Origin of the sequence: Nitrosomonas sp., from assembly GCF_019635155.1 — a bacterium.
Lineage (GTDB): Bacteria > Pseudomonadota > Gammaproteobacteria > Burkholderiales > Nitrosomonadaceae > Nitrosomonas.
On record NZ_JAHBZY010000013.1, the window covers coordinates 39617 to 60993 of the forward strand.

Sequence of the window (21377 nt, forward strand, 5' to 3'; positions counted from 1 at the left end):
GTACATCTTCTCGTGTAAAATTGCAAACTTTTAATCTTCGAACGATTGCATTTGATGCTTCAATTTTGTGGTGGGCGTGCGTTGTCGCCGTTCCGGTTGGATAAATTACGACGACAACTCAATGCGTTAAATATTGCGATCGCTGAGATCGATACCGACTACTGGTATTTTTGCTCGGTAACTCGCGATTTACAAAGTGATGAGCTGACAGCGTTGCGTAAGCTGTTAAATCATCAGCAACCGCTGAACCATTCCTTGCGGAATGATGAATTTTGGCTGGTTATTCCACGACCCGGTACGATTTCGCCATGGTCGAGTAAAGCCACTGATATCGCGCATCACTGCGGGTTAACGGCGGTTGAACGCATCGAACGGGGCATCGCCTATTACATTCAATCCACATCGCCTTTATCAACTACCGATAAAGCTCGACTGAAACCGTTGCTATACGATCGCATGACTGAAGCTGTGTTTGCGTCGATGGGTGATGCTGCGCGGTTGTTTCAACACTTTCCATCCAAACCGCTCAATACGATCGATATAATCGGTGGCGGTATCGATGCGTTGCAGCAAGCGAATCAAGCAATGGGGTTGGCGTTGTCGGCGGATGAAATCGATTATTTACAGCACCACTTCCAGCAAATGCAACGCAATCCGACCGATGTTGAATTGATGATGTTTGCGCAAGCGAACTCTGAACACTGCCGTCACAAAATTTTCAATGCGGATTGGGTTATCGACGGCAAGCCGCGCAATTATTCGCTGTTTGCGATGATTCGCAACACTCACCAAACGCATCCGCAAGGCACTCTGGTGGCGTATGCCGACAATGCCAGCGTCATCGAAGGCGCGGATATTGCCCGGTTTTATCCTGGCGACAAGCAAATTTACGGTTACGCTCGCGAAAAAACGCATGTATTGATGAAAGTGGAAACGCATAACCATCCGACTGCCATTTCACCGTTTCCTGGTGCTGCAACCGGTGTCGGCGGAGAAATCCGGGATGAAGGTGCAACCGGACGAGGTGCAAAACCGAAAGCCGGGTTGTGCGGTTTTTCGGTATCCAATTTGAATATTCCGGGCTTCGTGCAGCCTTGGGAAATTAATCAATTCAATGAACAAACGCCGTATGGTAAACCGGAACGTATCGCATCAGCGCTGCAAATCATGCTGGAAGGTCCGATCGGCGGCGCTGCGTTCAATAATGAATTTGGCCGTCCGAATCTGGCGGGATATTTCCGTACCTATGAGGAACGTGTCGGCGGTGAAATGCGCGGTTATCACAAACCGATCATGTTGGCTGGCGGTATTGGTCAAATCACGGATGCACATGTGCGCAAGGAAAAATTCCCATCGGGTGCGTTGCTGATTCAATTGGGCGGACCTGGCATGCTCATCGGTTTGGGTGGCGGCGCGGCTTCCAGCATGGATACCGGCGTCAATACCGAGGCATTGGATTACGATTCGGTACAACGTGGCAACCCGGAAATGCAACGGCGTGCGCAAGAAGTAATTGACCGCTGCTGGCAGTTGCAACGCTGCGGCATGGAAAATCCAATTCTGTTCATTCATGATGTCGGCGCGGGTGGTTTATCCAATGCATTTCCGGAATTGGTGCATGACTCCGGCCGGGGCGGGCGTTTCGATTTACGCGCTGTGCCTTCGGAAGAAACCAGCATGTCGCCGATGCAAATCTGGAGCAACGAAGCGCAAGAACGCTATGTACTGGCCATCAAGCCGGAATCATTGGCGTTGTTTCAGCGCATTTGTGAGCGCGAGCGTTGTCCGTTTGCGGTAGTGGGGGAAGCCACTGCCGATGAAATATTACGAGTGACCGATCCGCAATCGCCGGTTCTGCCGGTCGATATGCCATTGCCGGTGTTGCTCGGCAAACCGCCAAAAATGACGCGTGATGTCATGCACGATTGCCGGGTATTACCGGCGCTTGATTGGAGCCATATCGAATTAACCGATGCGGTTTATCGCGTTTTGCGATTGCCTGCGGTTGCCGATAAAACTTTTTTAATTACCATCGGTGATCGTAGCGTGGGCGGATTGTCGGTGCGCGATCAAATGGTGGGGCCATGGCAGATTCCGGTGGCCGATGTCGCGGTAACCAGTATGGGTTATCAGACAGTATTGGGGGAAGCTTTTGCGATCGGCGAGCGCACGCCATTGGCGTTGATCGACCCGAAAGCGGCTGCGCGGATGGCAGTCGGTGAAGCGATTACCAATATCGCTGCGGCGGCGATTGAAGGCATTGAAAGCGTTAAATTATCGGCCAACTGGATGGCAGCAGCCGGTCATCGCGGTGAAGACGCCGGATTGTACGATGCGGTGTATTCCGTTGGCATGGAATTATGCCCGCAACTCGGTATCAGCATTCCGGTCGGGAAAGATTCGATGTCCATGAAAACCGCATGGGAAGACTCGGGAGAACACAAGGAAGTAATCGCGCCACTATCGCTGATTATCTCGGCTTTTGCGACAGTTTCCAATGTGCGTCAGACACTGACGCCGCAATTGCGCACCGATCGTGGCGAGACCGAATTGATCCTGATCGACTTAGGGCGGGGATTAAACCGTCTCGGCGGTTCCGCTCTGGTGCAAGTTTACAAGCAAATCGGCAACTTGGCGCCGACGATCGACGGTGAATTTGGTGCTGCCCGGTTGAAAGCTTTTTTTACGGCGATTCAACACCTCAATCGAGCCGGGAAGCTGCTGGCGTATCACGATCGTTCCGATGGCGGTTTGCTGGCTACCTTGTGCGAAATGGCGTTTGCCGGACATACAGGGCTGACGGTCAACTTGGATCAACTGTGCTTCGATCCGCACAGCAGCGATATCGACGGACTGGAAATACGCTCCGAGCAATTAAGCGGACGCTTTTGGGATCGTTTATTGGCGGTATTGTTTAATGAAGAATTGGGTGCAGTGATACAAATTGCTGCCACAGAACGCAATGAAGTCGTGCAAATCTTGAATGATGCCGGATTGCGCGATCATAGTTTTATCATCGGTCATTTGAATCAAATCGACGAAATCCGTTTGATGCGCAACAACAAACCGGTTTTGTCGGAAAAACGAGCCGATTTGCAGCGTGCTTGGTCGGAAACCAGCTATCAAATGCAAAAGTTGCGTGATCATCCGGTTTGTGCGCAACAGGAATTTGATCGTATCCTCGATAGTGAGGATCCCGGTTTGAAGATTGCGCTTAGCTATGAAGCAAGCGACGACATCGCCGCTCCGTTTATTCAAGCCGGTGTGCGTCCGTCTATCGCGATTCTGCGGGAACAAGGCGTCAACGGTCATGTCGAAATGGCGGCAGCATTTGATCGTGCCGGTTTTTCCGCGATCGATGTACATATGAGCGACATCATCGCCGGGCGGATATCGTTGAAGGATTTTCACGGTTTTGTCGCTTGCGGCGGATTTTCTTATGGCGATGTGCTTGGCGCCGGCGAGGGCTGGGCCAAGTCGATTTTGTTCAATCCGCGCGCGCGCGATGAATTCGAAGCATTTTTTCGACGATCCGATACCTTCGCATTGGGTGTATGCAATGGTTGCCAAATGATGAGTAATTTGCAGGAAATCATTCCAGGTGCAACGGCATGGCCGCGATTTAAACGCAATTTGTCGGAACAATTCGAGGCGCGTTTGGTCATGGTGGAGGTACAACAGAGTCCATCACTGTTTTTTGAAGGCATGACTGGAAGCCGTATGCCGATCACGGTGGCGCATGGCGAGGGGAAAACGGAATTTACGTCTACAGAGCAATCGCGGCAATCGGCAAGTCTGGTGACACTGCGATATATCGATCATCGCGATCAAGTGACGGAAATTTATCCGTATAATCCGAATGGTTCGGCGCAGGGAATCACCGGCTTAACGACACCGGATGGACGTTTTAATGTATTGATGCCGCATCCGGAAAGGGTGTTCCGCGTAACGCAGCATTCCTGGCATCCGGATTTACGCGTTGACAATGCCGAAGATGGCCCCTGGATGCGTTTGTTCCGTAACGCGCGCAAATGGATCGGGTAATTGTAAATGCCTATTAACTCACTGAAAGAACAATTCAAATGGTAAATTTTCTTGACAATCGCGGTAACCGCATTCTAGGACTCGTGGTCATGGTGCTCGGGCTGGCGATGAATCCAGCGTACGCAATGATCACGCCGTCAAAAAAACCGGTTTCGAATCGGTGCGTGCCGCTGGGAGACTGGGTAGTGCCGGGCTCCGGCAAGGTTTCGCAACAGCAGGTAATCGCTCGCGCCGCTGAGGCGGAAGTGGTGTTGTTAGGTGAAACGCACGTCAATGCCGATCATCATCGCTGGCAATTACAAACACTGACGGCGCTGCACGCGCAGCGTCCGAATATGGTGATCGGTTTTGAAATGTTTCCGCGCCGGGTGCAAGGCGCATTGGATCGATGGGTTGCAGGCGAACTGACGGAGCAGGAATTTCTACGCGCATCCGATTGGAATCATGTATGGAATACCGATCCGAATTTGTATTTGCCATTGTTTCATTTTGCCCGCATGAATCGGATTCCAATGTTGGCATTGAACATTGAAACAAAATTGCGCCGCCAGGTGGCGGAAAAAGGTTTTTACGGCGTATCGTTGGAAGAGCGTGAAGGTTTGACGCGCCCAGCCGAACCGAGTCAAGCTTATTTGGATTATTTAATGCCGATTTATAAACAGCATGACCGGAAGAATAAACCGGCAGGGGAGATCTCTCAACACGACCCGGATTTCCGCCGGTTTATCGATGGTCAATTGTTGTGGGACCGGGCTATGGCGCAAGTATTGCAGCAAGCAGTCAACGATTCCGTCGCATCAGGTAAACCGCTAGTGGTCGGTGTGATGGGCTCCGGTCATGTGTTGCACGGTTTCGGCGTACCGCATCAGCTGCATGATTTGGGGATCAAAAACGTTTCAGCATTGTTGCCGTGGGACAATGATAAATCTTGCAAGCAACTGGTAGCCGGTGTCGCGGATGCGGTTTTCGGCGTGTTGCCGCATGTTCCGGAGCTATTCCGCCCGCAATTTCAGCGGCTTGGAATTCGTTATGAGATGGGGCGGGGCGGAGCAGTGGTTTTACAAGTTGAAAAAAACAGCGTTGCCGAGGCTGCCAATCTGATGGATTCCGACGTTATTGTGGAAATGGCCGGCGTATCCATTAAGGCAACAGACGACGTGATCAATGTGGTCAAACGGCAAGCGCCGGGAACCTGGCTGCCGATCAAAATTAAACGCGATAATCAGGATATGGAAATTATCGCGAAATTTCCACCAATCAAAACTTAATATTCTGTTTTTAACTCTATGACTTTGTTGGCATTACTCAGAAATACTTTGTTGCTGATTTTGCTGGGTATCGGCTGCAATAACGTCTTGGCTCGCCCTGCACCGTTTCAATTCAATCAGATCGAATACGACATGACGGTGACCATCGATCCCGTTAAACGCACGCTTGAAGGTGTCAGCATGATTACCGTGGAGCGCCCGCGGGAATTGCAATTGCTGCTGGATGGCGCGTACGAAGTCACTCAGGCTGAATTCAACGATGGTCCGCTCGGGCAAGGGCGTGAGCAAGCCGGTCAACCGCATATCTGGAATATTCCCTTTCATTTCCGCCAGAAAATGCAATTTTTGATCCGCTGGCACGGTGTTCTGGATACGCTCGATACATCATTGGATCATCACCAAACACTGGGAAAACCGATCGCGGTCAGTGGCGCGGATGGCATTTTTCTGCCGGATGGCTCGAACTGGTACCCACGCATAGCCGGTGAATTGGCCAAGTATAAGGTTAAAATCGAACTGCCACCCGGCTACAAAGGGTTAGTTGCTGGCCGTTTGGCCGAGGAATCCGATACCGATCAAGGCTATCACGCATCGTTTGAATTTTTGCAACCTGCCGAAGGCATCGATTTGATGGCCGGGCCGTACGTGATCGAAACGCAAATGTATCGCAATATCAAGCAAAAACCGGTTCAATTGCGCACCTATTTTCATCCCTCAATCCGCGATCTGGCAGATGATTATCTGGAGGCAGTTAAACAGTATTTGGCACGCTATGAAACGCAAATCGGCGAATATGCTTACTCCGAATTCAGCGTGGTATCGAGTCCGACACCGACCGGGTTCGGCATGCCAACCTTGACATATTTGGGTATCGATGTGCTGAAACTGCCGTTTATCCGTCATACTTCGCTGGGTCATGAGGTGTTGCATAACTGGTGGGGTAACGGAATTTATCCGGATTATCGCAGCGGTAACTGGTCGGAAGGTTTGACTACGTTCATGGCCGATTACGCTTATCAGGAAGATCAAAGCGAAGAAGCCGCGCGGGAAATGCGCCTGGGATGGTTGCGGGATTTTGCTGCGTTGCAGCCGGGGCAGGATCAACCGCTCACCGCATTTACTTCGCGCACGCACGATGCTTCAAAGATTGTCGGTTACAACAAGGCAGCGATGTTGTTTTTCATGTTACGCGATCAACTCGGGCCGGCGATGTTTCAACGGGGTCTGCAGGGTTTATGGACCACGCATCGATTCAAGATCACGCCATGGAGTGATTTGCAAAAGATGTTCGAAATCGTATCCGGACAATCGTTACAGCCATTCTTCTCACAATGGCTCGAACGCGCCGGTGCGCCGGCTATTGCAATCGCTTCAGTGGCAAACGATGTATCGGATAACGGTTATGAATTAACGCTGAATCTGACGCAATCCGAGCCAGCTTACCAATTACAAGTACCGGTGGTGGTTGAAACCGATCAAGGACCGACCCCGCATCGGCTCGATTTGCAACAAACACAACAAACCTTCAATTTGAAACTTGCCGGAAAACCGCAAGCCGTATTGCTTGATCCGGATGTGCGTCTATTCCGCCGATTGGCATCGCAGGAAGCACCACCTATCCTGCGTGATGTGATGGTGCATCCGGCAACTGAAACGCTGATTCTGTCGGATAAAAACGATATCCGGCAACTTGCTGCAACGCTTGCGGAGAGACTGCAACGCCGGACGCCGAAATTGCTCACGGATGCCCCAGCATTTTCCGGCGCTCCGACTTTGATCATCGGTTTGCAAACGGATGTCGAACGCTGGCTATCTAAGCAAACACTTCCTCCGATTCCACATACAATCGCCGCAAACGGCAGTGCAAAAGTGTGGACTGTCGCAAGACCCGAAGGCGCAACACTTGCGATTGTCTCCGCAACAGACGCCGCTGCGCTCGAAGCGCTACTGCGTCCGCTGCCGCATTACGGACGGCAAAGCTACCTGGCTTTCGATGGGCGGCAAGTAATCGAAAAAGGTATCTGGCCGATGCAAGTGCAACGCACAATGGTGGAATGAACTTTATTACTGGAAGCAACATCATTTGCGACAGAATTTACTGCGAGAGTATTCAAGAAAAGATTACTGAAAATAATTGCCAATGAATAAATAAGGTAATCCCCCGACATCTTGAAAGATTTTTTAACTACGTTAGAAAAAAATATTTCGAGTCACATGAGTAATCAAGCCACCGGCACTCTAGTCAATGCAACGGCCTGATCGAATTGGATTGTGACTACTGCAGATTATTGAGCAGAAAGAGATTTCAAAAAATAGAATTCCAGGCTTTTCTGCATTCTTGCATTTTTATGTCACCATAAAAAGCAAATCTCTCTTGTATAACATACACTTGTTTGTTTAATCAAAACACCGACTGTTTGCGATCGCTATTAGTTGGATGTTTAATCCGCACGCTGGCTCTCTCATCAATTGAGGATGGATGCGAAGGAGATGGGGGGGATATTGTGAATCTGTCACGTTCAAAAAGAAAAAAGGGATTAGTGTTTAACTAACCCCTTACTATTTGGTAGGTCGTGGCAGATTCGAACTGCCGACCAACGGATTAAAAGTCATTATAAATAATTGTTTTTATTAATATAATTCTCGCCAGTGTTCGCTAATGCTCGCTAGCAATCGCCATATTTGTCACGTTTTCAATTTTTAGAGAAACTAATTACCTGCGACCTGTGATTCACAGTCTGTCCTAATTCTGTGTATAAGAGCGAAGCTTTTGTACCTATAGTAATTTTGAGAAATTGATCTAATGATTACTGAGCGTAAAAACAGTGTCATACAACTACATACCGTGACGTTTTTGTGTACTTTTGTACAAATTTGGCACAATCTTTCACCATTTTTGAAATGTTTTTTTACAAGATAACAAGATATGAAATGAGTTTTTAGTGTCAATTATCAATGATATTTTATAATTGTGATATTATCACTGCTAGTGGAAAGTTTTTAACATCATGCAATTACGTATCAGCCACAATATTTGTGGATTTGAAGAAAACATACCCAATAGTATTTAATTCTGTCTTATTGTTATAGATGGCGGATAAACACCCTCAAGAAAATGCATGGTTTTACCGCGGAAATATTACATCAATTTCCGCAGCAGTTATTATTGCTATTGCTGGGTCAGCATGGGGAGCATTAAATTGGGAAAAATTCACATTAGCTGAGAAAACTATACTGATTGTTCTGGTTATCAGCGTTGTAACTATAATTGGAATTCTTGTTTATTATTTTTTTTGCTTAAAAAAACAATTCGATGTAATTAGCAAGAAACTGGAATCTGTAGAAGAACCCCGCAGATATGATAATTGGGATCAAGTTCAGCCTCGAATACGTGAACTTATCTCTGATAGCTTCATTCATTCAGAATTAACCGAGCTTCAATGTGTTGGGGTGGCGCTCCATGTATCATGGAAAACTGTTCGTGAATGCCTAGAGAATCATTTGGAAAAGTATAAAACATATCCCAATGTAAAAATTTGTTTGAAAGTACTCAGAAAGGATAGTGTGCACTGGGAAAAAATGGGGGTTGACTGGAAAAGACGAAATAATAGTTTTTATGATGGTGCTAATCTATTTTGCAATCAAATTAAAGGCGTTCCAAATGTATCGCTCCATGTTTATGACTATGAATATACTCCAAATTGGCACGGAGTACTTATTAACAAGAGTCATTTATTTCGATCAAGCTGTTTATACCGAAATAACGAATTTACCGTTCACAAAAATCCATACGTTTATTTTCTGGCTGGTGCAAACAATTATTCCAACATGCAAATTGATGAGTTTCAGTACTGGTTTCAATTTGGTTCGCGAGAAATAATCAAGAATTATTCACATGAATAGTATACTTTTAACAACGACTCTTTATTTAGATAATTTTTGATTTTTTCTCTACTATACTAGGGATAGAATCAACTATTTTTTGTTTATTTATCTTTATCGATCCAGCTAAGATTCTTTATCAAATTTGTTTTGTCTTCAGGTCTAGTATCGTCAAGCTTTAGCATGTGTGTTCTAAGTAATTTTGCGACCTCTCCTTGTTTAGATTCCATGGCTATATCTAGTGCTGTTTTGTTTTCTTTGTTTTTGTATGTCACGTCCGCCCCAAATTCGACGAGTAGTTTTACAACTTCTAAATGGCCTTTGTCAGCTGCTGCTGATAAAGGAGTGAGATCAGTAAAACCGGAGATATTTGGAGTAGCTTTATTTTCGAGTAATACTTTTGCGATTTCATAGAATCCATAATTTGCAGCATACATAATTGCTGATCTTCCAAGGTAGTTAACAATATTGGGGTCAGCCCCGTATTCGAGAAGTAGCTTGACAATATCAATATGCTTTTCTGCTGTTGCATACATAAGAGGACTCCACCCGCGTGGATCTTGAGAATTGGGATCAATACCGCTCAATAAGAGTTCTTTTACTTTTTTAAGTTCTCCATTCTTTGCAAACGCACAAATCGGAATTATTTCATAGTTTTTAAGATTTTCAATTCCAATGAATTGATAATGCATTTCATGTAAATCTGTGGCTTTACGAAACCTTCTCAGCTTATCCAAAGCTTTCTTTCGTATTTTTTGTGGTCCGAGACAGAGTAACAAATTTAAGAAATTGCTAGTATTAATAAGAATTGTGGGAATTATAAAAATAGTAATCCAATGATTATTAGGTGATATTATTGGTAATAAATGCTCATACTTAATGAGAGAGATGATAATGCCGACATTGAGTGGAATCAGGAGAAATAAACTCCTAATGAGAGCTTTTGATGCTGAAGGAACTCTTCCAAGTCCCATTTTTTTCATTTCTTCTACGGATCTCAGACTAAATAAAATGAATATTATAAAGTCAACTGTAATAGCCAAGAGAAAACCCAATAACAGTACAGTAATTACTGTAGTAATTACTTTCCAGTCAAGTGGATAGTTTTTAAAATAATCGTAAAGAACTGGAGAAATTGCAAAAAATGCTATGACGATAGCAGTTATGAATTCAAATAAACTCCTATCACTTTTTTGTGTTAGCCAATAGTAAACAAACTGTACGCCAAAGAATAATATTAATACTATAAATATAAAAGGGATACTTGCGTGAGAGGAAACTCTCACTTGGGTGAATGGAATATTGCCATCAAGTTCCAATCCAAAATATTGAAACCCAATAAGTATTGCTGAAAAAATTAATAAGTATTTCCTATTGTTGTCAGCTTTCATTTTTGAATTTTAAGATAAAGAATTTATTAATTCTGGCGTAATTAATAAACATTTTCTAATATTTGCTCCAATCTTAAACAGAAATATGCTTGTGCATGTCAATACTTTATCCTTATGGGAAATTGCTCATTACTGGCATGATTGTGATCCAAGACTGTCCAGTACTCATCAAATTCCATTAGAAGTTCGCGACACTTTATTGGTACTTATTAAAACTCCTAGTAAGAAATTTAGTGTATATGTAGAGAAGCGCAATGCGTATTTATTTAAAATTTTTCGCTATATACAAGAAGTTTGTACTGAAAGTTTTTTGCAGAACTTACAAAAATCTATAGATAACAAGCTGTTCGATAAGAGACTTTTCAATAGCATGCTTATAACTCGTAATACATTAGCTTGTTGGTGCATCGAGAATAATGAGCCATTACCTAAATTCTGGTTTCCCGATAATGACATGTATCCGTATGATTTAGAGAATCAGGAAATGGAAGGTGCTGATCGTTATGAGTTCTTAATGGTATATGATGGAGTGAGAAAAAGGGACTCAGAATCAGAGGTAAAGCAATCAGTTTCCTTGTCGGTTAGTAGCAATGCTATTAAAGCCGCAAGGGTTAAGCATGCACCAAGAAATGCTGTTAAAGATCGATTCATTGATTACTATTTTGCTGAAGGCAGTAAACATTCTAGCAAAGCAGCAGCGGCAATACAGTTCTTCTGTACTCTGGATAAACGGGAGCAATTACTTTTTGATACTCGTGAAACAGCTACACGCACTCTTTTGAATGCTCTGAGAAAACACGGTAAGCAAACAAAATCTTATTAATCTCAATATACATATGCATGCAGATGTATGGCTAAATGGATTTAAATATATAGGCAATTAAATCGCTGTTTTTGTGTAGGCGTATTTGCGTTTGCATGCAGCCGTAATAGTCAATAAAGTCAAGAAACAAGATATTGCTTCCTTCATTTAACTTATGGAGGCAGTAATGAAATTCAATAAACAATCTGAAACTGAGAATAAATCTTCGATATTTGAAGTTGGACTAGCAGAAAGCTACCAATCCGCCGAGCCAACGCAGAAGACGACGAGCTTCAGCGAGGAGGAGAGATGCGAGGGCGAGGTGGAAAAGGATTGGACGGATGCATTACATCTGTCAGATTCATCCCCACAGGGTACGCCCCCTAGTAACACAGTACCCAATAACTGCAATAGGGAGTATTTCAAGCTTTTAAGATTTGGGGTTGATAGTCTTTATTTATCCTATCCAGGTGAGTTATTGCCGGAAGTGGATGAAGAGTTAAAAGAGCTAAAGCAGGTTGCGCAGTCGCCTGAGTTGCATGAACAAGCGCTTGCTCAGTACCCAATAAATGAGCATATCTTTGAAGTAAAAAGTAGCGGCAAAGGTTTCTTTCCTTATGTGCTGAAAGATAATGCCTTTCACATTCAATTATCCCGTAGCCGGTCTATTCCGTTTGCCTATGTGCAGCTTTCCAGCCAATACCTGACGCATAAGGCCCCATTGGATGCGGAAAAATATTTGCAATTTGTTCTAAAGCGGCTTGGAACAATCGAAGAATCCGCCAATGTCAGCCGGATCGACCTGTTTGTAGACTTTGTCACTTCGGAAAATATGGAAAGCTGGGATCGTCATGCCTGGGTCACGCGTGCAGCAGCTATCAATACTTATTCGGTTGAACGGGAATTCTCCGGCTGGATGATCGGGGCGGGAGGCGTTATCAGTTGCCGTTTGTATAACAAGACACTGGAGATAAAACAATCCAAGAAAGCTTATTTGCTAGAACTATGGCATAAAGCCGGGTGGAATGGATACGATCCGGTTTGGCGGCTTGAATTTCAATTAAAACGGGAAGTACTCACCCAAAAGGGATTAGGCAAGCTTACCGAGGTGATTGATAACCTCAACGGCTTGTGGAGCTATGCCACCACCGAATGGCTGCGGTTAACGCTGCCCAATCCAGAAGATAAAACCCGTTCACGCTGGCCAATTCATCCATTATGGGGCTATTTATCATCAGTGGATTGGCAAACCGATAACAATCCCTTATTGCCGCGTTTCAATTCTGCACGGATTCCCAGCAATGAAATGATTTTTCGTGGCGCATTGAGTTCTCTTGTTTCCTTCATGGCGCGCGAGCAAATCACAAACTTCGATCATGGGTTTGCTGCCTATAAATTGGCTTTCTGTCAGCATTTCGAAGAAAAAAGCTTCAATCTAGGATTGTCTTTCGATGATTTCATCAAAGAAAAGGTGGCCATCAAAGTGCGTCAATTCAATACCATCCTGAATCGTTCTATCGAAGCGGAAGAAAAAGCCAAGCTGGATAAATCTGCTGCTGAGTACCGGAAACAGTCAGACGGCGAATAACAATGGATAAAGTTAGTCTGCCACTGCCTGCCATTCGATGCTTATCCAAAGAAGAAGCGGCGCAATATCTCGGTATTGGCGTTACATTGCTGACAGAATTGGAGATTCCTTATATCAAGCTGGGTCGTCGTTGTTTATACGACAGGGTTGACCTGGATGCCTGGATAGAAGAATATAAGCAAGGCGAGCACGGGCGGGCTAAGAAGGAGGCAACATGGCCCAAACCCAAGAAGGAGTCTACCGGAGACAAGATTCTCGCTTCTGGTGGATTGCAACAACGCTCCCAAACGGCAAAAGAATACGCCAAAGCGCTGGGACTGAAAACCGGCAAGATGCCGAAGCACTGCTAGCCAAAATACGGCTGGAAGCGTTCCGGGAACATCATTTCGGATTCAAACCCCAACGCTCATGGCAAGAAGCCGTAGTACGGTATCTCACGATTAAAGTGAATTTGCGAAGCTTTGATGATGTTCAGCGCATTTGCCGCAAGCTTGATCCTTTTTTAGGTCACTTATTTTTAGATCAAATTACCGGTGATGTGATCTGGTCTGTTATACAAGGTGTACTTGCCAAAGGAAATAAGCCAGCTACAGTAAATCGTTATCTGGCGTTAATTCGTAGCTTGTTACGTATGGCTCGAGATGAATGGCAATGGATTGAAACTATGCCAAAAATTCGCTTTTTAGCAGGTGAGATGGAACGTGATCGATGGTTAACAAGAGAAGAAGCTAATCGGTTAATAGCCGTTAGTCCTCCTCATCTAGCAGCATTGATCCGTTTTGCTCTTGCTACTGGCTGCCGTGCTAGGGAGATTACTGGTTTGGAATGGAATCGGGTTGATTTACAACGTAAAACGGCCTGGCTTAACCAAACCAAGAATGGAACACCGCGAGGTGTGCCGCTTAATTACGATGCTATCGCTGTTCTTGAAGAGCAACTCGGAAAGCATGAGCAGTTTTGTTTTACCTATCAAGGTAAGCCGATTCTCTGGGAAATTACGAACAGTGCGTGGCATACCGCTCTAGCTAAAGCAGGATTGGAGGATTTCCGGTTTCATGATCTCAGGCATACTTGGGCCTCATGGCATCGTCAGGCTGGCACGAGCTGCGATGAACTGAAGGATTTAGGCGGCTGGAAATCCAGGATCATGGTGGATCGCTATGCGAAGTATGCTACTGAGCATTTACGGGTTGCAGCGGCTAGAATCGAGGATGGACGTGGCGGGAATGTTGTGAATCTGTCACGTTTTTGTCACGTTCAAAAAGAAAAAAGGAGTTAGTGTTTAACTAACCCCTTATTCAATTTGGTAGGTCGTGGCAGATTCGAACTGCCGACCAACGGATTAAAAGTCCGCTGCTCTACCGGCTGAGCTAACGACCCAAAGCGGTGCATTATACCGATTAGACCGTCGTAATAAAAGACCTAACCGCGGGAATGATTCGATTACAGAGTGATAGAATACGTCAGGTTGCAGCATAGAGTTTTAGTAAAGACTCTAATTAACTTGTATAATTTCCTATTTATAAAAGAAATTAGCCAATAATTATTATTGGAATTGAATGCAATCGGTGTTCGTAATTTCAGCGTCAATCAAGTTACTGCATTCGATTTTTATCGGGATAACCGGAGTATTGCCACGGTCAACATATCCGCGCCGTCATGAAAAAACAAAAAACATTTATTCTTTGGCTTACAGGCCTATCAGGTAGCGGCAAGTCGACGATCGCCAAGTTATTGGAAAAAAAACTGCATGCAATGGGTAAGCATACTTACTTGTTGGATGGGGATCATATCCGCCGGGGTCTCAGTAAGGATTTAGGATTTACCGACGCCGACCGGGTTGAAAATATGCGCCGTGTCGCAGAGGTTGCGAAGTTGATGATCGATTCCGGACAAATCGTGTTGGTATCCTTGATTTCTCCATTTACTGCAGAACGCCGGATGGCCCGGGCGCTGGTAAAAGATGGTGAGTTTTTTGAAATTTTCGTGGATACGCCTTTACATATGGCGGAACAACGCGATCCCAAAGGATTGTACCGAAAGGCGCGCCAGGGCGAATTAAAAAACTTTACAGGCATTGATTCTCCGTATGAAGTTCCGCTAAATCCTGAAATTCATATCAACACCTTGCGACAAACACCCGAGCAAGCGGTTGAGACGATTATCACTTATATTTCACAAGTAGGAGCGCTGGATAATGCGCCGACCGACTATGTCGATTCATAAATTCCGCCAAAGCAGGTTATGGTATCGATTCAGCAAGCTGTCATCGGGGAAAAGTGCGTCATATTTGCATTTTACCTTGCGAAACTTTGTGAGATAATGTAAAAATAATCGGTAATTCTTTGTATCTTATAAATAACTTAAAACTTAAGAAAATTTATAAACTAGCGGCAAGATATTAAAACATCCGCTACGAGTAAATGTAATTCATGTTGTGATCTCAGATTAATGTATTACATCACTTTGTCATAATTTTTAAGCATTATTTCAACGCTTATTAATATCTAAGTATCAAGTAGATTGAGCAAGATGTTCAATTGCGATCATCAATCGTTCTTATTGAATTTATTATGATTTTTGTCACGGGTGGAGCAGGGTATATCGGGTCGCATATCTGCGTCGAATTGTTGAACGCGGGCTATGATGTCACGGTTTTCGATAATTTCAGTAACAGCAGTCCGGAAGCACTTGTTCGCGTGCAGCAGATTACCGGCAGGAATTTGCAGGTTATCCGGGGCGATTGCCGGGATCGTGATGCTCTGATCACCGCATTGCAGCAGAGTCAAACCAATGCTGTGATTCATTTCGCAGGTTTAAAGGCTGTTGGTGAATCGGTGTCTAAACCGCTTAATTATTACGATCATAACGTGGTTGGCACATTGCGGTTATTGGAAGCTATGCAGGTGTGCCATATCCGAACGATCGTTTTTAGCTCATCTGCAACAGTGTATGGTGATCCGGTGCATTTGCCCATTACGGAGGATCATCCGTTATCGCCTACTAATCCTTATGGTCGCAGTAAATGGATGATTGAAGAAATTCTTCGCGATGTTTACCGCAGCGATCCTTCGATACGGATTTGCATATTGCGTTATTTTAATCCGGTAGGTGCGCACGACAGCGGATTGATCGGCGAAGATCCGCAAGGTATCCCGAACAACTTGGTGCCTTTCATCGCTCAAGTCGCGGTGGGGCGAAGAGAGCGACTGAATATCTGGGGTAATGATTATCCAACACCGGATAGAACTGGCGTACGTGATTATATTCATGTGGTTGATTTGGCCATCGGACATCTTCAGGCACTGGCGGTTTTAAAAAATATCGATCACGAGCGAAATGATCAATCTTTCGGTTGCATGACCGTAAATCTAGGCACCGGGCAAGGTCACAGCGTATTGGATGTCATACATGCTTACGAGAAGGCATGCGGACATTCCATTCCATACCAAATGGCTCCGCGCCGTTCCGGTGATATTGCAGTTTGCTACGCAGATCCTCAATTTGCATACAAAATACTCGGCTGGAAAGCGCAATTAAGTTTAGAAGCCATGTGCAGAGACAGTTGGCGCTGGCAGAGCAGGAATCCCAATGGTTATCAGAAGTGATTACGAGAATGATTGTTTGGTTAATGAATTTCTTATCCTAACTGATTCAATATAAAGGAGAGCAATCAATGAAAGCGATTAAAAAAGCGGTTTTCCCTGTTGCCGGGTTAGGAACACGTTTCTTACCCGCCACCAAGGCAAACCCCAAGGAAATGCTGCCCATTGTCGATAAGCCATTGATCCAATTTGCTGCGGAAGAAGCCGTTGCCGCAGGTATTGATGTGTTGATTTTTATTATTGGCAGAAATAAAAATTCAATTCCGGATCATTTTGATAAGGCATTTGAATTGGAAGCAAAGCTGGAGGGGGATAGTAAGTGGGATATGTTGAATGTGGTTCGTGACATTCTACCGTCACGCATTGATTGCATTTATATCCGCCAGGCTGAAGCGCTAGGCTTGGGGCATGCGGTTTTGTGCGCGCAATCGGTAGTCGGCGATGAACCTTTTGCGGTTTTGTTGGCTGATGATTTGATTAAAGCGGGTGAACGTTGTTGCTTAAGTCAAATGGTCGATATTTATAGCCAACATCATTGCTCGATACTAGGTATTGAGCGAGTACCGAATGATACAGTTCATCGGTATGGAATTATCGATAGCTCAATCATGGCAAAGAATCTATCGAAAGTGAATGCCATAGTCGAAAAACCGGCGATTGGCACGGCGCCTTCCAATTTGGCGGTTGTGGGCCGGTATATCCTAACGCCGCGAATTTTCAAGTTACTGGAACAAACAGAGCGCGGTGCTGGCAATGAAATCCAATTAACCGATGGAATCGCGAAACTGTTGAAGGATGAAACAGTATTGGGATATGAGTTTGCCGGAAAACGGTATGATTGCGGTAGTAAATCGGGTTATCTGCAAGCAACAGTGGAATTTGCTTTGCAGCACCCGGAACTAAAAGACGATTTTGAGTTGTATTTGCATGATTTTGTAAAGAAGAACCCCATTAAACCCACTTGATGCAATAAAACCTTACATGCGGCTATCGCCTATACTATAGAATTTGCAATTCGTGCGAAGATATTGATAGACGTGAAATGTAATCATCAATTAATTGGCAGCAGCTTCAGTTGCCGTTCAACAATACCAGGAAGAAGTGGCGTCGGTTTTCCTCGAACCCAATTAGCATGCCCGCTGCCGTAATAGGGTGAAAGCGGATGGCCGCTTTGCCCTCCTGGCATATCGAAATAACTTTGCTCTTCCTGTCCTGGAGCGATTACCGAACGTTGCGAAGCGCCAAAATTTGGTGACTGTACACGTGGCATATTATGATCGCCGGGCAGCGGATCATTGGCCATATCCAACCACCGCGCTATCCAATCCGGAAGCTGCCGACTAACCGGATGTTTGATCTGCGCGGCATTGACCGTGCCCCACTTTTGTATAGTGACGCGGCCATCTTTATTCATTCGTGAGGTGACTGTTTGCAGACAATGGAACAGTAGATCATTCCAGTTTCGATGCGGTGAGGGAAGCAAGTGTCGCGGTTGTTGCTCGAGTAATTGCCATACGATCCATTCCGTTTGGCTAAGACGGGGAGACTGGAACCCCGCATCGCTTTGACGTATGGGTGACATAAAACCGTTCAAGATAGTATCGATGACTTCGTATCGAAATGCATGAGCAAGGTGATATGCCGCTGAATCGATTGATGCTTCGCCGGTCCAATCCGCCAACGCTGCTTTGATCGGATGCAGCCACATCTCGCCAGCGTCAATTGACCCTATGGTTTCTAATAATAGTTCATACCAGCGGGTTAACAGTATCGCGTGATCGTCCAACTGAATGGCCTGCAGGTCTGCAATGGAGAATTGATCATGCGCAAATAACCGATGACGAATTTGCGTCGCTCTCGCACCCAAATCGTAACCGCCGTTGCCTATTCGTTTGAGCTGTTCACCTGAAACAGTGCGTGAATTGGCGGACCATAACCGCCCCGAGCTTGGATTGTGAAGCAGCGGATACAAATCATAATCCAGCCAACCGCGCCACCCGGTGCCGGGTAACGACCAATCCGCAGAGGCTTGCGGGTCATAATCGGAGAATCTATCGGGAATGCGGCCAGCCAGTGTCCAACTGATATTGCCATCGCGATCGCCGGCGATGAAATTTTGCACCGGAATGCCAAATTGGCGCGCGAGGTTGGCAGCTTGTTCAGCCGTTGTAATTTGTTCCAATTCCAGCAATTTGAGATTGATTGCTTCAGGGTGCAGCGCGGTCCATGCCAATGCAAGCGGTGTTTGATCATAGTCTTGCTTAATAAGCGGACCCCATTCGGTCTCAGAAATCATGAGTTGTTCATCGGGCGCGTTTTTGATTCGAATCGTTTCGTTAAAAGTTTGAATTGGCTGCCAGCCTTTGGAATTGCGATATTGCATACGATTGTCTTCGTTGATGCTAATTCGCACCCAGTCTGAAAAATCGCCATGACTATTGGTAAAACTCCAGGCGATATGCCGATTTGAACCGACCACGATAGAAGGAACGCCAGGTAAGCTAATGCCGGTAACGTCGTGAATCCGGTCTGATGCTGCATCCGGATAAATCAAACGCAATCGGAACCAGGTATTGGGCACACGTAACTTTAAATGCATGTCATTTGCGACGATTGCAGCGCCTCCCGATAATTTTCCCGATACTGCAAAACTGTTACTGCCAGGCGATTGTTCTGTCATGAAAAAATCACTCTGGGGTGTCGGCTCCTTCATCGTTTGCAAGTTAATATCCATTGCGGATGGTAATCGCGGTAACTGCACCGGTTCATCGATCAAGGGTGCATCCCAGTTTCCTGCAGGCGACGTGAGAAATTCGTAAACAGGTTTAGGTAATACGGCGCGCATGCTGGAAAGCGCCAGCTCGCGGCTAAAATTTTCTTCATTCAAAGTCAGAAACATGGCCAGAATGACCAGGATGCTGTCTTCGTTGCGCCATGGAACAGGGTGTGTTCGGGTGAGCAAGTAAGGAAACGGGCGTACTGCCAACGCTTGCAATCCGCGGTTGACGCCCATCCGATAAGCATCCAGCAGTTGCGTTTGATCGCTCGGCAATTGCTGTAATACCGCAGTGGCGCGAGTACGAAGCCGCAGCAAACGGATCTTCCGATCGTGAGATATTGCATTGATACCAAACAACTCGGCTAATTCACCGGCAGCCTGGCGTCTCATCAAGTCCATTTCGAAAAAGCGCTCCTGTGCATGCACATAGCCCATCGCCATCGCGAGGTCTACGCGATTCCCGCCTTTCAAAGTGACGCTTCCTAATGCATCTCTTTCACTAATAACAGGCGCAATTAAACCAGGCAGTGTGGCTTCGCCATCGTATTGAGGCAGGCTGCCGCGTAACAGCAAGCCGGCAGCTATGATCAAAAAGACCGGAATTATTAAGCTTATTAATAAGATGGAGCGAAGAAGATTTACTGTAAATTTTCGAGTAAATAAGCGTGCAGCGAGAGTCATGAGAATTTAGATAAGCAATGAAATCGAACGAAATTATCTAATAATAAATTGAAATTAAAGTAATTATTGGAATAAATCAGATCGACTTGCAATTAAAGGCATGATTCCTTCTTTATTCCAACCATTGAATCGAGATCAACGCAATGATAATTCATTTGTAGAAATTTGGAGCTTGTCATGTCGGAAGAAAGTGATTTAGAACGTACCGAAGAGGCCACGCCGAGGCGCATAGAGAAAGCGCGCGAGGAAGGCCAAGTTGCGCGTTCACAGGAATTGACGACATTTACAGTGCTGTTGGCGGCGGCGGCGGGTGTTTTGTTTTTGGGTGCCGGATTAATGGATAAGCTGCTGAAAATCATGCAAGCAGGCATGGTCGTTGAACGCGAGCTGGCTTTTCAACCGCAATTAGCGCTCGTGCGGTTTTATCATCTGGCCGTTGAAGGCCTGATATCAATGGCGCCTTTATTGTTTCTGCTGTTGATTGTTGCACTTTTCGCACCGATGCTATTAAGCGGTTGGATGTTTAGCGCCCAGGCATTGATTCCTAAATTTGATCGTATCAATCCCATGAAGGGATTGGGTCGGATTTTCTCGGTCAATAGTTTGATCGAGTTAGTAAAAGCGATCCTTAAGACATTGGTTATCGGTGGCGTTGCGGCATTGGTTATTTGGTCAAACAAAGACACTGTGATGGCATTAATGACTGTTCCGATCGACCTCGGGGTTAGCCGTACCGGCGATTTTCTGACCATGAGTTTCCTATTGATCATTGGCGCGATGATTCTGATCGTTGCGATCGATGTTCCCTACAAAATTTGGGAACATGCAAAACAATTGCGTATGACCAAAGAAGAGATACGTAAAGAACATAAGGAAAGTGAAGGCGATCCATTTGTAAAAGCACGTGTCCGTGGCCTGCAACGTGAAGCTGCGCGCCGCCGCATGATGGCGGAGATTCCTAAAGCGGATGTGATTGTAACCAATCCGACGCATTATGCCGTGGCATTACGTTATCAAAGCAACATGCGTGCGCCTAAAGTGGTTGCAAAAGGCGTGCATTTATTGGCCGCCCGGATCCGTGAAGTGGCCGAAGAATATCGCATACCGATTCTTGAAGCGCCACCGCTTGCACGCGCTTTATATCACCATACCGAACTGGAAAGCGAGATCCCGGAAAAACTGTATACGGCGGTCGCTGAAGTTCTGGCGTATGTGTTTCAACTCCGGCGATATCACGAATATGGTGGAACGGCGCCAACACCGCCGGTTGATGTGCCAGTACCGCCGGAATTGGATCAGGTGCAATCCGTTGTTTAAAAGTGTTTATTTCGATCATT

The 21377-nt window shown here is 45.5% G+C and carries 14 protein-coding genes and 1 tRNA gene; 12 read left to right on the top strand and 3 right to left on the bottom strand.

From position 1 onward, the window contains the following. Positions 1-54 precede the first annotated feature (54 nt). The 4 genes from purL to KF839_RS09940 all read left to right on the top strand — a co-directional run bounded on the left by purL (position 55) and on the right by KF839_RS09940 (position 9215). Positions 55-4044, top strand: coding sequence for a phosphoribosylformylglycinamidine synthase (purL, locus tag KF839_RS09925; protein ID WP_292917685.1), 3990 nt, complete (start codon positions 55-57; stop codon positions 4042-4044). Between the two features lie 38 nt (positions 4045-4082). Further along, the gene (locus KF839_RS09930; RefSeq protein ID WP_292917686.1) at positions 4083-5312 is read left to right on the top strand and encodes a ChaN family lipoprotein; all 1230 of its coding nucleotides are present in this window, start codon (positions 4083-4085) and stop codon (positions 5310-5312) included. Between the two features lie 18 nt (positions 5313-5330). After that, a complete protein-coding gene (locus KF839_RS09935; RefSeq protein ID WP_292917687.1) occupies positions 5331-7370 on the top strand; it encodes a M1 family metallopeptidase in 2040 nt (679 codons plus the stop codon). Between the two features lie 1032 nt (positions 7371-8402). Further along, the gene (locus KF839_RS09940; protein ID WP_292917688.1) at positions 8403-9215 is read left to right on the top strand and encodes a hypothetical protein; all 813 of its coding nucleotides are present in this window, start codon (positions 8403-8405) and stop codon (positions 9213-9215) included. An 83-nt stretch (positions 9216-9298) separates the two neighbouring features. Here KF839_RS09940 and KF839_RS09945 read toward each other — a convergent pair whose 3' ends face one another. Continuing rightward, entirely contained in the window at positions 9299-10585 is a 1287-nt protein-coding gene (locus KF839_RS09945) for an ankyrin repeat domain-containing protein (protein WP_292917689.1), read from the bottom strand. An 85-nt stretch (positions 10586-10670) separates the two neighbouring features. Here KF839_RS09945 and KF839_RS09950 point away from each other — a divergent pair, with 85 nt between their 5' ends. The 4 genes from KF839_RS09950 to KF839_RS09965 all read left to right on the top strand — a co-directional run bounded on the left by KF839_RS09950 (position 10671) and on the right by KF839_RS09965 (position 14254). After that, positions 10671-11408, top strand: coding sequence for a hypothetical protein (locus KF839_RS09950; RefSeq protein WP_292917690.1), 738 nt, complete (start codon positions 10671-10673; stop codon positions 11406-11408). 166 nt (positions 11409-11574) lie between these two features. Beyond that, on the top strand, positions 11575-12975 hold the full coding sequence (locus KF839_RS09955; protein ID WP_292917691.1) for a replication initiation factor: 1401 nt from the start codon (positions 11575-11577) through the stop codon (positions 12973-12975). A 2-nt stretch (positions 12976-12977) separates the two neighbouring features. Then, positions 12978-13325, top strand: coding sequence for a helix-turn-helix domain-containing protein (locus tag KF839_RS09960; protein WP_292917692.1), 348 nt, complete (start codon positions 12978-12980; stop codon positions 13323-13325). Continuing rightward, complete coding sequence (locus KF839_RS09965; RefSeq protein ID WP_323802062.1) at positions 13244-14254, top strand: tyrosine-type recombinase/integrase; 1011 nt, start codon at positions 13244-13246, stop codon at positions 14252-14254. The genes KF839_RS09960 and KF839_RS09965 overlap by 82 nt, the downstream gene beginning before the upstream one ends. A 25-nt stretch (positions 14255-14279) precedes the next feature. On the opposite strand, the gene KF839_RS09970 is transcribed toward KF839_RS09965, so the two are convergent. Next, positions 14280-14355: transfer RNA gene (locus tag KF839_RS09970), tRNA-Lys, on the bottom strand. A gap of 279 nt (positions 14356-14634) precedes the next feature. Here KF839_RS09970 and cysC point away from each other — a divergent pair. The 3 genes from cysC to galU all read left to right on the top strand — a co-directional run bounded on the left by cysC (position 14635) and on the right by galU (position 17545). Then, a complete protein-coding gene (gene cysC / locus KF839_RS09975) occupies positions 14635-15201 on the top strand; it encodes an adenylyl-sulfate kinase (protein WP_292917694.1) in 567 nt (188 codons plus the stop codon). Between the two features lie 347 nt (positions 15202-15548). Next, positions 15549-16583 (top strand): UDP-glucose 4-epimerase GalE, encoded by a 1035-nt coding sequence (gene galE, locus KF839_RS09980; protein ID WP_292917695.1) that lies wholly within the window; start codon positions 15549-15551, stop codon positions 16581-16583. Between the two features lie 68 nt (positions 16584-16651). Beyond that, the gene (gene galU / locus KF839_RS09985; RefSeq protein ID WP_292917696.1) at positions 16652-17545 is read left to right on the top strand and encodes a UTP--glucose-1-phosphate uridylyltransferase GalU; all 894 of its coding nucleotides are present in this window, start codon (positions 16652-16654) and stop codon (positions 17543-17545) included. Positions 17546-17631: 86 nt separating this feature from the next. Here the strand turns inward: galU and KF839_RS09990 are convergent, their stop codons facing one another. Beyond that, complete coding sequence (locus KF839_RS09990; protein WP_292917697.1) at positions 17632-19950, bottom strand: penicillin acylase family protein; 2319 nt, start codon at positions 19948-19950, stop codon at positions 17632-17634. 267 nt (positions 19951-20217) lie between these two features. Between KF839_RS09990 and flhB the strand changes: the two genes are divergently transcribed. After that, positions 20218-21357, top strand: a complete 1140-nt coding sequence (gene flhB, locus KF839_RS09995) for a flagellar biosynthesis protein FlhB (protein WP_292917698.1) — start codon at positions 20218-20220, stop codon at positions 21355-21357. The last annotated feature ends 20 nt before the right edge of the window (positions 21358-21377 follow it).